This window comes from Bradyrhizobium sp. Ce-3 (assembly GCF_022835695.1).
Taxonomy (GTDB): Bacteria; Pseudomonadota; Alphaproteobacteria; order Rhizobiales; family Xanthobacteraceae; genus Bradyrhizobium.
In genome coordinates, this window is the sequence record NZ_BQUV01000006.1 from 514,033 (window position 1) to 525,147 (window position 11,115).

At 65.8% G+C, this 11,115-nt stretch carries 11 protein-coding genes; 7 read left to right on the forward strand and 4 right to left on the reverse strand.

Features of this window, described 5'->3' with window-relative positions; genetic code table 11:
• Window positions 1-91 precede the first annotated feature (91 nt).
• From ftsH to BRSPCE3_RS23190, 3 genes are all read left to right on the forward strand, one after another.
• A complete protein-coding gene (gene ftsH / locus BRSPCE3_RS23180) occupies window positions 92-2,014 on the forward strand; it encodes an ATP-dependent zinc metalloprotease FtsH (protein ID WP_244068579.1) in 1,923 nt (640 codons plus the stop codon).
• A 39-nt stretch (window positions 2,015-2,053) separates the two neighbouring features.
• Window positions 2,054-2,476, forward strand: a complete 423-nt coding sequence (locus tag BRSPCE3_RS23185) for a DUF3052 domain-containing protein (protein ID WP_244068581.1) — start codon at window positions 2,054-2,056, stop codon at window positions 2,474-2,476.
• Window positions 2,477-2,597: 121 nt separating this feature from the next.
• Window positions 2,598-3,797 carry an ABC transporter substrate-binding protein gene (locus BRSPCE3_RS23190; protein ID WP_244068583.1) on the forward strand — a complete coding sequence of 400 codons (1,200 nt, stop codon included), beginning with the start codon at window positions 2,598-2,600 and terminating at the stop codon, window positions 3,795-3,797.
• 188 nt (window positions 3,798-3,985) lie between these two features.
• On the opposite strand, the gene BRSPCE3_RS23195 is transcribed toward BRSPCE3_RS23190, so the two are convergent.
• Window positions 3,986-5,488, reverse strand: coding sequence for a hypothetical protein (locus BRSPCE3_RS23195; RefSeq protein WP_244068585.1), 1,503 nt, complete (start codon window positions 5,486-5,488; stop codon window positions 3,986-3,988).
• A gap of 454 nt (window positions 5,489-5,942) precedes the next feature.
• Here BRSPCE3_RS23195 and BRSPCE3_RS23200 point away from each other — a divergent pair, with 454 nt between their 5' ends.
• Complete coding sequence (locus BRSPCE3_RS23200; RefSeq protein ID WP_021078615.1) at window positions 5,943-6,617, forward strand: TetR/AcrR family transcriptional regulator; 675 nt, start codon at window positions 5,943-5,945, stop codon at window positions 6,615-6,617.
• A 102-nt stretch (window positions 6,618-6,719) separates the two neighbouring features.
• Window positions 6,720-7,148, forward strand: a complete 429-nt coding sequence (locus BRSPCE3_RS23205; protein WP_128971061.1) for an OsmC family protein — start codon at window positions 6,720-6,722, stop codon at window positions 7,146-7,148.
• Window positions 7,149-7,173: 25 nt separating this feature from the next.
• Here BRSPCE3_RS23205 and pyk read toward each other — a convergent pair whose 3' ends face one another.
• Window positions 7,174-8,610, reverse strand: a complete 1,437-nt coding sequence (gene pyk, locus BRSPCE3_RS23210) for a pyruvate kinase (protein ID WP_244068587.1) — start codon at window positions 8,608-8,610, stop codon at window positions 7,174-7,176.
• Complete coding sequence (locus BRSPCE3_RS23215) at window positions 8,607-9,215, reverse strand: DUF1036 domain-containing protein (protein WP_137478965.1); 609 nt, start codon at window positions 9,213-9,215, stop codon at window positions 8,607-8,609. Before BRSPCE3_RS23215 ends, pyk begins: the two co-directional genes overlap by 4 nt.
• Window positions 9,216-9,412: 197 nt before the next feature.
• Between BRSPCE3_RS23215 and BRSPCE3_RS23220 the strand changes: the two genes are divergently transcribed.
• Together BRSPCE3_RS23220 and BRSPCE3_RS23225 are read left to right on the forward strand one after the other, a co-directional pair.
• Window positions 9,413-9,715 carry a DUF1244 domain-containing protein gene (locus tag BRSPCE3_RS23220; RefSeq protein WP_244068589.1) on the forward strand — a complete coding sequence of 101 codons (303 nt, stop codon included), beginning with the start codon at window positions 9,413-9,415 and terminating at the stop codon, window positions 9,713-9,715.
• 174 nt (window positions 9,716-9,889) lie between these two features.
• Entirely contained in the window at window positions 9,890-10,162 is a 273-nt protein-coding gene (locus BRSPCE3_RS23225; RefSeq protein WP_050422683.1) for a DUF2312 domain-containing protein, read from the forward strand.
• A gap of 57 nt (window positions 10,163-10,219) precedes the next feature.
• Here BRSPCE3_RS23225 and BRSPCE3_RS23230 read toward each other — a convergent pair whose 3' ends face one another.
• Window positions 10,220-10,909 carry a substrate-binding domain-containing protein gene (locus tag BRSPCE3_RS23230; RefSeq protein ID WP_244068590.1) on the reverse strand — a complete coding sequence of 230 codons (690 nt, stop codon included), beginning with the start codon at window positions 10,907-10,909 and terminating at the stop codon, window positions 10,220-10,222.
• Window positions 10,910-11,115: the final 206 nt, after the last annotated feature.

Here is an 11,115-nt window from a genome sequence, read left to right on the forward strand (position 1 = left end):
GCATCGACGGGATGGATTCCCTGGGGATTCCCACAGAGCCTGCCCAAGGATTAGAGAGAGGCCGCGATCCGCGCGACCACGAAGGAAGACCATGAACGCCAATTTGCGGAATTTCGCCCTCTGGGTCATCATTGTCCTGCTGTTGCTGGCGTTGTTCACGCTTTTCCAGAATCCCGGTCAGCGCTCGTCGTCCTCGGATATCTCGTTCTCGCAGCTTCTCACCGAAGTCGATCAGGGCCATGTCCGCGACGTCGTGATCCAGGGGCCGGAGATTCACGGCACCTTCAACAACGGCACCAGCTTCCAGACCTACGCGCCGAGCGATCCGTCGCTGGTGAAGCGTCTCTATGACGCCAAGGTGCAGATCACTGCGAAGGCGCCCGGCGACAACGTGCCGTGGTTCGTCTCGCTGCTCGTCTCCTGGTTGCCGTTCATCGCGCTGATCGGCGTCTGGATCTTCCTGTCGCGGCAGATGCAGGGCGGCGCCGGCAAGGCGATGGGCTTCGGCAAGTCGCGCGCCAAGATGCTGACCGAGGCGCATGGCCGCGTTACCTTCGAGGATGTCGCGGGTGTCGACGAGGCCAAGCAGGATCTGCAGGAGATCGTCGAATTCCTCCGCGACCCCGGCAAGTTCCAGCGGCTCGGCGGACGGATTCCGCGCGGTGTGCTGCTGGTCGGCCCTCCCGGCACCGGCAAGACGCTGATCGCGCGCGCGGTGGCGGGCGAAGCCAATGTGCCGTTCTTCACCATCTCCGGTTCTGACTTCGTCGAGATGTTCGTCGGCGTCGGCGCGAGCCGTGTCCGCGACATGTTCGAGCAGGCCAAGAAGAATGCACCCTGCATCATCTTCATCGACGAAATCGACGCGGTCGGCCGTCACCGCGGCGCCGGCCTCGGCGGCGGCAATGACGAGCGCGAGCAGACGCTGAACCAGTTGCTGGTCGAGATGGACGGCTTCGAGGCCAATGAGGGCGTGATCCTGATCGCGGCGACCAACCGTCCCGACGTGCTCGATCCCGCGCTGCTGCGCCCCGGCCGCTTCGACCGCCAGGTGGTGGTGCCGAATCCGGACGTCGTCGGCCGCGAGCAGATCCTCAAGGTCCACGTCCGCAAGGTGCCGCTGGCGCCGGATATCAACCTCAAGACCATCGCGCGCGGCACGCCGGGCTTCTCCGGTGCCGACCTGATGAACCTCGTCAACGAGGCCGCGCTGACCGCCGCCCGCCGCAACAAGCGGATGGTGACGCAGGCCGAGTTCGAAGAGGCCAAGGATAAGGTGATGATGGGCGCCGAGCGCAAGTCGCTCGTCATGACCGAGGAAGAGAAGCTGCTGACGGCCTATCACGAGGGCGGCCACGCCATCGTCGGCCTCAACGTCGTCGCGACCGATCCGATCCACAAGGCGACCATCATTCCGCGCGGCCGTGCGCTGGGCATGGTGATGCAGCTGCCGGAGCGCGACAAGCTGTCGATGTCGCTGGAGCAGATGACCTCGCGCCTCGCCATCATGATGGGTGGCCGTGTCGCGGAAGAGCTGATCTTCGGCCGCGAGAAGGTGACCTCGGGTGCCGCCTCCGACATCGAGCAGGCAACCCGCCTCGCCCGCATGATGGTGACGCGCTGGGGCCTCTCGGAAGAGCTCGGCACCGTCTCCTATGGCGAGAACCAGGACGAGGTGTTCCTGGGCATGTCGGTCTCGCGCACCCAGAACGCGTCCGAGGCGACGGTTCAGAAGATCGACTCCGAGATCAAGCGCCTGGTCGAGGAAGGCTACAAGGAAGCGACCCGGATCCTGACCGAGAAGCACGGCGACCTCGAAGCGCTGGCCAAGGGCCTGCTCGAGTTCGAGACGCTGACCGGCGATGAGATCATCGACCTGCTGAAGGGCAAGAAGCCCAACCGCGAGTCGGTGCTGGAGCCGTCGACGCCGCGCGCCTCCGCCGTGCCGCCGGCCGGCAAGTCGCGCCCGCGTCCCGATCCGGACACCGGCCTGGAGCCGCAGCCGCAGGCGTAAGCCTCGCCCGCTATGGCCGGCCCTTCCGGCAAACCGATTGTGCAAAAGCTCGGCCTCAAGCCGGGCTTTTGTATTTTTGTCGACGGGTTGTCCGTCCCCTATCGCGACATCGTCGGCGAACTTCCCACCGGCATGCGGCTTATGAAGACCGCGCGGGCGCCGCTCGATGCCGTGCATCTGTTCGCCGTCGAGGCCAAGGGGCTCAGCGCCAAGCTTGAGCGCTACCGCGAGGTGATCGCGCCCGACGGCATGATCTGGGTGTCGTGGCCCAAGAAGAGCTCAGGCAAGAGCTCAGGCAAGAGCTCAGGCAAGAGCTCAGGCGTCGCGACCGATCTCGACGACAGGGCGGTGCGCGAGGCCGGGCTTGCCTCCGGCCTGGTCGACATCAAGGTCTGCGCCGTCGATGCGGTGTGGTCGGGCCTGAAATTCGTGATCCCCCTCAAGGCGCGCGGCCAGCGCTGAGCTCGCCGCGGCGAATCTGCTTGGCCACCGTCGGGGCGACGTGGCATCCTCCGGCCAAGCCGTCAAACGGCACCGCCGCGTCATTTGACGATGCGGCAAGAAAAAGGGGGAGGGGAGGCCGATGCGCAAGGCATTCGGCGCGCTTGGCGCCATTTCAATCCTGCTGCTGCCCGCCGCTTCCTTTGCTGCCGAGATGCGCGGCGTCACCTCGACCGAAATCAGGATCGGCCAGACCATGCCCTATAGCGGGCCGGTGTCGGCGTTCGGCGCGCTGGGCAAGGGCGAGGCCGGCTATTTCAGGATGCTGAACGAGCGCGGCGGAATCAACGGCCGCAAGATCAACTTCATCTCGCTGGACGATTCCTACGCGCCGCCGAAGACGGTGGAGCAGACCCGCCGCCTCGTCGAGAGCGACGAGGTCGCGCTGATCTTCTCCTCGATCGGCACCGCGCACAACACGGCGATCGCAAAATACCTGCAGGGCAAGAACATCCCGCAGCTGTTCCTGGCCTCCGGCGCCTCGAAATTCGGCGACGTCACGCAATTCCCGCAGGCGACGATGGGCGTGCAGGCGCCGTTCCGCTACGAGGCCCGGCTCTATGCGCGCTACGCGCTGGCGAAGAATCCGAGCGCGACATTCGCTGTCATCTCGCAGAACGACGATTACGGCCGCGACTATCTCGCCGGCCTCAGGGACGTGCTCGGCGAGAAGTATGATTCGCTCGTCACCGTTGCGACCTATGAGATCACGGATCCCACGATCGACTCCCAGATCGTCAAGCTGAAGGCGACCAATGCCGACGTCTTCGTGATCGCGGCGACCCCGAAATTCGCGGCGCAGTCGATCCGCAAGGCCTATGAGATCGGCTGGCGGCCGATGACCTTCCTCTCCAACACCGCGGTGTGGATTTCGACCGTGATGCAGCCGGCCGGCGTCGAGGCCGGCACCGGCATCATTTCGACCGCCTATGTGAAGGACCCGGACGATCCGGCCTGGAAGGATGACCCCGGCATGAAGGGCTGGCGCGACTTCATGACCAGATTCGTGCCTGAGGGCGACCAGCACGACACCAACTACGTCAACGCCTACAACAGCGCGATGGCGCTGGAGGCGGTGCTGAAGGCTTGCGGCGACGATCTCTCGACCGACAACATCCTGCGCCAGGCGTTCGCGATCAAGAATCTGGAATTGCCGATGCTGCTGCCGGGCATCAAGGTCAACACGTCGCCGGCCGACCATGTGCCGGTCGACCAAATGCAGCTGATGCGCTTCAACGGCAAGACCTGGGACCGCTTCGGCGAGCTTCAGACGGGGAATTAGGGTGGAGGTTGAACGCGCTTGAACGCGGCGGTCCACACCATAACCCATCATCCTGAGGAGGCGCGTAGCGCCGTCTCGAAGGATGGACGGCCCCGCTGGTGGCCGTCGACCCTTCGAGACGCGCTTCGCGCTCCTCAGGGTGACGGACGTAGAGCGGCGCTGCAGTTCAGCGCAATGCTCGAGGGAGGCTACTTCGCACTCTCAGTCGCCGGTACCGCGCCTGCCTTCGTGTCATCCGACCGCACATGGATGACGGCGATATCGTCCCTGTACAGCCGCTTCCAGCCCTTCAGATGATCCAGCGCGTTTCCGGCCGGCGAGTCCGCGCTCAGCAGCGTGGCGTCGATCCGGTACTTGTCGAGCAGGTCCAGCAGCTGCCCGACGTCGCGGGCGTCGAGCGCGGCGTAATAGTCGAGCACGAACTGCTCGCCGTAGAGCTCGGCGCGGCCATCGATGAACACCTTCATGTCGCGGCTCACCATGTAGCCGCCGAACGGTGCGGTGCTGAACACGCGCTGCGCCTTGTGCTGCTGAAGCACGTCGACCGCGGCAACCGGCGAGAACGCCGGCAGGAATTTGAACGGATGTTGGGCGACGAAGCTCGTCGTCGTCAGCCACGCGCCGAGCACCATCGCGATGGCAGCGAGGATCGTGACGACGGGGACCGGGCGCGTCTCATCGAAGCGGGAGGCCGCAGCGCGTGCCATTCCCCATTGTTCGACCATCGGCTTGGCGAGCACGAGCGGCGCGATGAACGCGAACACCTCGATATTGCGGATATGGCTCAGCGCCATCCAGATCAGGCCGAGCAGCAGCAGGATGCGCGGCACCGACAACGTCAGCCCGCGATAGCAGATGAGGCCGATCAGGCCGAGCAGCGTGGCTTCGAAGAAGCTGAGCTTGCTGAAATCGGCCGGCTTCCATTCCCCGATCAGCGTCAGCAGCTTGCCGAGGTTGAGGATCTTGGTCGCGCCGAGCAGGCTATTCCAGCCGTAGGGCGTCACGCAGCTCGCGGCCAGCGCAGCGAGGCCGAACAAGCCCCATCGCACCACGAGCTGACGGCGGCGGCCGGGCTCCGCACTCCAGACCGCCTCAAGGCCAATCGGCCCGATCAACGCCAGGCCGAGCACGAAGCCGCCATGCAGATTGGCCCACAACGTCATCAGCGGCAGCAGCCACCACGATGGTGAGGCGCGGCGATCCGCTGATGCTATCAGGCCGCCGATGAACGCCAGCAGCACCGGCAGCGCCAACACGTGGGGCCGCGCGAAGAAGTGGATCGTCGACAACAGCAGTGCCAGCGCTGCGATCAGGATCGCACGCGCCGGATCGAAATACGGGCTCAACAGATGCAGGAAGACCGCAACCGTCGCGCCGATCGCGATCGACGTCAGGATTACCGGTCCGGCCCAATCGCCGCCATAGACGAGCGCGTACGCCACCTGCGACAGCCACGAACTCGAAATCCAGGGCTCACCGAAGCGGGTGAAAGAGAAAACGTCAGTGGTCGGCATCGCGCCGTGGTCGAGGATCCACTGGCCGACCCGGATCTGCCACATCGAGTCGGAATCGCGCAGCAGGATCTCGCCGGCCGAGAGATAGAACAGGTAGGCGCCGACGGCGGCGCACAGCGGCACCAGCCCTCGTGCCGCGCTACGGCTGCTCACGCTGCTGGTGATCGACAGTGACATGCGCTTTCTTGGTTCGGCCGAAATACATCCAGAGGCAACGCCACGCGTGACGCCGGCCGCACTCGACCACGGCTTCCGATAAATTCGGGTAAATGCGGGCGGCCGCGATGCCAAGGACGCGCGAGAGAAAGGATGCCGCGATTTCGAGCGATCGGGTTAGCGGGCGATTTACTATCGCGGCCCTGATCCGCTCGCGAAGGGGCCGCCGGCCGGCGCGACGCGTCACTCGATTCCCGTTGGCCGATCAGGGGTATCCTTGGGCCGGAGCGCCTCCGGCTCAATCGGAGGTAGCAGCCGAGGTTGCAAAAAATCCTTACAATTCCAGCTTGTCATTCAGTCTGAATAGTTGTTCACTTCTTCGGACGATTGCGGGATCAATCGTGCAAAACATTGAAGACGCGTGTGTTCTGCCGGTGGGCGCCGGTCTGGGCGCACGGTGGGGGGACGGAACGCCATGGTCTACCGGCGAACTCATCAGGTCGTGAAACGGCTGGCTGCCCGGCGCAGCGCCATCCTGTCGGCTGCGCGCGACGCGGCGGCGGCGGGCGGCATGGCGGCGGTCCAGATCGCACCGGTCGCGGTGCGGGCCAATGTGGCGGCCGGAACGGTCTATCGCTATTTCCCGTCCAAGGCCGAACTGATCTCGGAACTGATCACGGAGGTCTCCCGCGACGAGCTGTCCGCGATCCGCCGCGCTGCGGATGCCGCGCCGGGACCGTCGTCGGCGCTGGCGGCCGCGGTGACGACGATTGCGGTCCATGTGCTGTCGCAGCGCAAGCTGGCCTGGGGCATCCTGGCCGAGCCGGTCGATGTCGACGTCACCGCCTCGCGCCTCGCCAGCCGCCGCGACATCTCCGGCGAGCTTGCCATGCGCATCGATGCCGCCGTGCGTGCCGGCCATCTGCCGGCGCAGGACACCGCGCTGGCCGCCACCGCCTTGCTCGGCGCGCTGCACGAGGCGCTGGTCGGCCCGCTGGCGCCAAGCAATCTCGACGACCCGATCAAGCTGCGCGACGCGGTGCAGACCGTGACGCTGCTTGCGCTGCGCGCGGTCGGGGTGATGGACGCGCGCGCGCGCGGTCTGGTGGTGCAGGCGACCACCCCGGCAAAGGCGCTGGTCGGCGCCTGAGGCCATCAGGCCAAAGAGAGGCCAGGCGGCGCGGCGAACACTTCTGTCGCATTGGCGTTGTAGCTTCGCGGGCTGGGTTCAACCAATCTGATGGAGCAACGCATGACGACGACCCACGGCTCGGCCAAATGGCAGGGCGGTATCAAGGACGGCAAGGGCGCGATCTCGACCAAGAGCGGCGCGCTCGCGGATTACCCCTACGGCTTCGCCAGCCGCTTCGAGGGTAAGCCCGGCTCGAACCCCGAGGAGCTGATCGGAGCGGCGCATGCCGCCTGCTTCACGATGGCGCTGTCGCTGATCCTCGGCGAAGCCAAGCTCACGGCTGAGCACATGGAGACCAAGGCCGACGTGACGCTGGAGAAGGTCGCCGACGGCTTTGCCATCACCGCCGTGCACCTGACGCTGTCGGCGAAGATCCCTGGCGCCGACAATGCGGCGTTCCAGGAGTTGGCGGGCAAGGCCAAGGCCGGATGCCCGGTGTCGAAATTGCTCAACACCAAGATCACGCTCGACGCGTCGTTGCAGGGCTGATTGCTACAGTTGCGTCCGGGTCACGCTACAGCTGCGCGTCGCCGTTCGGGCCGACCGAGGCGATGCGCAGCATGTTGGTGGTGCCGGGCGCACGCAGCGGCACGCCGGCGACGATGATGACGCGCTGGCCGGCCTTGGCAAAGCCGTCGCGGAACGCAATCGAGCCGGCGCGATCGACCATGTCGTCGAGATCGTGGGCGTCCTCGGCGACCACGCAATGCACGCCCCACACCACCGACAGCTTGCGCCCGGTGACGAGATTCGGCGTGATCGCGACCACCGGCACCTTCGGCCGCTCGCGCGCCACCCGGATCGCGGTCGAGCCCGACGACGTCCAGCAGATGATCGCCGACAGGTCGAGCGTCTCGGCGATCTGCCGCGCGGCGTCGGCGATGGCATCGCCCACGGTCGCCTCGGGATCGACGCGCTGCGCGTTGATCACGCTGCGATAGGTCGGGTCGCGCTCGACCTCCTCACCGATGCGGTTCATGGTCGAGACCGCCTCGACCGGGAATTTGCCGGCGGCGGACTCCGCCGACAGCATGATGGCGTCGGCGCCTTCGTAGACGGCGGTGGCGACGTCGGAGACTTCGGCGCGGGTCGGCACCGGCGACTGGATCATCGATTCCAGCATCTGGGTCGCGACCACCACCGGCCGGCCGGCGCGGCGCGCCATCCGGATCATCTGCTTCTGCAGGCTCGGCACCCGCTCCAGCGGCAGCTCGACACCGAGATCGCCGCGCGCCACCATCAGCGCATCCGCCGCATCGATGATGTCGGCGAGGCGGTCGATCGCCTGCGGCTTTTCGATCTTGGCCATCACGGCGGCGCGGCCGCGGATCATCTTCTTGGCCTCGATGACGTCCTCTGCGCGCTGCACGAACGACAGCGCGACCCAGTCGATTCCCTCCGGCAGCGCGGCCTCGAGGTCGGCGCGGTCCTTCGGGGTCATCGCCGAAACCGGCAGGTCGGTGTCGGGCAGGCTGACGCCCTTGCGGTCCGACATCTTGCCGCCGATCACGACGCGCGTGACCGCGCGGTCGGGCGAGGTCTCCTCGGCGATCAGCCGCACCTTGCCGTCGTCGAGCAGCAGGGCGTGGCCGGGGCGGAGCGCCGCGAGGATCTCCGGATGCGGAAGCTGGACGCGGCTGTTGTCGCCCGGCGTCTTGTCGGAATCCAGGATGAAGCTCTGGCCGTTCTTGAGCTGGGTCGAGCCTTCCGCGAAGGCGCCGAGCCGCAGCTTCGGCCCTTGCAGGTCGACCAGGATGCCGATCGGCCGACCGTAGCTCGATTCGACGTTGCGGATGGTCTTGACCAGCTCCCGCATCTTGTCGTGCGGGGTATGGCTCATGTTGATGCGGAACACGTCGGCGCCCGCTTCGAACAGCTTGCGGATCATCGCGCTGTCGGAGGAGGCCGGGCCGAGCGTTGCGAGGATCTTGATACGGCGCAGGCGTCTCATGGTTTGTTTCCGGGTGGTGCGGCTGGCGGCAGACCAGACGCGCCCGGAGGCGCTGCGCCCGGCGGCGGATTCGGCAGGCCCGGCATCGCGCCGGGGCTTCCTGGGCCCACGCCGCCCGGCATTCCCGGTACTTTCTGCGGCTGTTGTTCGTTGGCTTCGGTCAGTTGGACGGTCCATGCACGCTGCTCGCCGGTATCGACCTCGAAGAAGCCGGTGCGGTCGAAGCCGCGCGCTAGGCAATTCTCGGTACCCTTGATGGTGAATTCCTTGTCGCGCGAGCACATGAAGGCCTGGCCGGACCATTCGCCGCCGCGATCGTAATCGAGAGCGTAGATGTAGTAGTAGCGCGCGACAAGATTGCCGCGCAGCAGGGTCTCGCAGGTCCGCGACGACACATTCCACCAGCCCTCGGTGGTCCAGCCCTCGGCGTCCTTGTAGCCAAGCGCGATCCCGACGCGGCTTGATGTGTTGTTGCAGAGCCGGAAATCGGCGGCCGCCGGGCTCGTCCACAGACAGGCCGCGACAAGCGCCAGCACCGGCAGGAGGCCGGCCAGGATCAGGCGGATATTGCGGGGAGCTGAGGCGAGAGAATCTGTTGGGCTCATGCGGCGAAGCTATATCAAACCATTGACGATTTCGCGTGCCGGGCAGGCACTGTCAACGGGCTGGCGCCCGTCTCCCACGCTGTGGGACTGTGGCCAATGTGGCCGGACAGCTCCGTATTGCGCGCGGATATGGCAAAATCTGTGACAATTCCCACCTGATATCAATATGGTGAGCGCATCACACCGGGATCACGATCATGAGTATTGACGACAAAACCAGAACGGAACTTGAGGCCGCGGTCTTCCGGCGCCTCGTCAGTCACCTGCGCGACCGGACCGATGTGCAGAACATCGACCTGATGAACCTTGCCGGTTTCTGCCGCAACTGCCTGTCCAACTGGATGAAGGAAGAGGCCGACGCCAAGGGCCTTGCGGTGAGCAAGGACGAGAGCCGCGAGGCGGTCTATGGCATGCCCTATGAGGAGTGGAAGGCGAAGTATCAGGGCAGCGCAACGCCGGAGCAGCTCGCGGCGATGAAGAAGGCCCAAGGCGGCCATTAAATCCCGGCCTCTGTGACATCAGTTCCGTAGCCCTCAGCATCTCCTGTGGGCGCGCTGTGGATGAGCGCGATGTTTCCTTGACGGAACGCGCTCCAAAATCGAGGGTCGCCCGCAGCAAGCGGTGCGCGTGGCGCGTATTCGCGCGACCATTCAATGCCATTTCAGGAGTACGCGATGGCCACCACGTCTGCCGCCGTTCAGGATGAGCCCGCAACGCGATTTGCCAAGGACCAGCTCAGGTCCATCATCGAGCGTATCGAGCGGCTGGAAGAAGAAAAGAAGACCATCTCGGACGACATCCGCGACGTCTATGCCGAAGCCAAGGGCAACGGCTTCGACGTCAAGGCGCTGCGCACCATCGTGCGCCTGCGCAAGCAGGACGCCAACGAGCGCCAGGAGCAGGAGACCATCCTGGAGACCTACATGCAGGCGCTTGGGATGCTCTAACGCTCGGAGTGCCGTGCCGGGGCGTAACGTGCTTGGCCGTTCGCCCCGTGACCTTCGTCACGCCGGCTCCATGCCATAACGACGCTTCGCCGCGTCGGCGTCCGCGGATGTCAGGTACCTGATCAAGTCGCGTGCGCCGGCCTCGTTGGCGGCGGTGGCGCAGACCGCGCACGAAAACAACGTCACGGACTGAACCTCGGGGGGCAGGGGTCCGGCGACCGCGATGCCGGGGACGTCGAGCAATTCGCTCAGCTGCTGAAAGCCGAGCTCGGCCTCGCCGCGTGCCACCAGGGTCCCGACCGGAATGCCGGGAGGCGCTTTGACCAGCCGGTCCGACAGCGCGTGTTCGATGCCCCATCGTCTCAGGAGATTGAGCATGTGAGCTCCGCTCGGGCCGGTCGAATATCCAACCGATTTGGCTGCGAGCACGGCTGCCCTCAGGCTCGCCTCGCTGGACATATCCGGCCGCTCGGCCTGCGCATGGATCGCAACCGCGATGGCCGACTTCGCGAAGCCAGCGCAACTCCCCGGCCTGAGCAAGCCGTCCGTATCGAGCTGTTTCATGGCGTCGTCCGCAAGCGCGACGAGGTCGAAGGCCTCACCGGCGCGAACCCGCCTGGCGGCATCGACGCCGCCCACGGATTCGATGCTGATGGTCTGTCCGGTCTCCTTCCGGTAGGCCTTGCCGAGCTCCGTCAGGATCTGACGGGTCGCCATCGAGGAGATGCCTGTGAGCGTTGCGGCCATGCTTGATCCCTGGTCGATGTGGCTGAGACCGACCTTCGCCAGCCTGCATTTCGGGCCCCGCCAAGGCAACCCGGCCACGACGCTCGTCCAAGGCATTCACTTAAGACACTCACCCAAGGTACCTCCCAAGGTCCCTGCCAAGACCCCTCCCAAGGCCCCTCCCAAGGCTTGGGTGAAATCGCGGGATTTGCTAGACTGCCGGCGAG

What these genes read in the sequence shown, in the direction of transcription:
- ftsH (WP_244068579.1), top strand. Translation starts at nt 92, where the DNA reads ATGAACGCCAATTTGCGGAATTTCGCCCTCTGGGTCATCATTGTCCTG.
- BRSPCE3_RS23190 (WP_244068583.1), top strand. Translation starts at nt 2,598, where the DNA reads ATGCGCAAGGCATTCGGCGCGCTTGGCGCCATTTCAATCCTGCTGCTG.
- BRSPCE3_RS23195 (WP_244068585.1), bottom strand. Translation starts at nt 5,488, where the DNA reads ATGTCACTGTCGATCACCAGCAGCGTGAGCAGCCGTAGCGCGGCACGA.
- BRSPCE3_RS23200 (WP_021078615.1), top strand. Translation starts at nt 5,943, where the DNA reads ATGGTCTACCGGCGAACTCATCAGGTCGTGAAACGGCTGGCTGCCCGG.
- BRSPCE3_RS23205 (WP_128971061.1), top strand. Translation starts at nt 6,720, where the DNA reads ATGACGACGACCCACGGCTCGGCCAAATGGCAGGGCGGTATCAAGGAC.
- pyk (WP_244068587.1), bottom strand. Translation starts at nt 8,610, where the DNA reads ATGAGACGCCTGCGCCGTATCAAGATCCTCGCAACGCTCGGCCCGGCC.
- BRSPCE3_RS23215 (WP_137478965.1), bottom strand. Translation starts at nt 9,215, where the DNA reads ATGAGCCCAACAGATTCTCTCGCCTCAGCTCCCCGCAATATCCGCCTG.
- BRSPCE3_RS23220 (WP_244068589.1), top strand. Translation starts at nt 9,413, where the DNA reads ATGAGTATTGACGACAAAACCAGAACGGAACTTGAGGCCGCGGTCTTC.
- BRSPCE3_RS23225 (WP_050422683.1), top strand. Translation starts at nt 9,890, where the DNA reads ATGGCCACCACGTCTGCCGCCGTTCAGGATGAGCCCGCAACGCGATTT.
- BRSPCE3_RS23230 (WP_244068590.1), bottom strand. Translation starts at nt 10,909, where the DNA reads ATGGCCGCAACGCTCACAGGCATCTCCTCGATGGCGACCCGTCAGATC.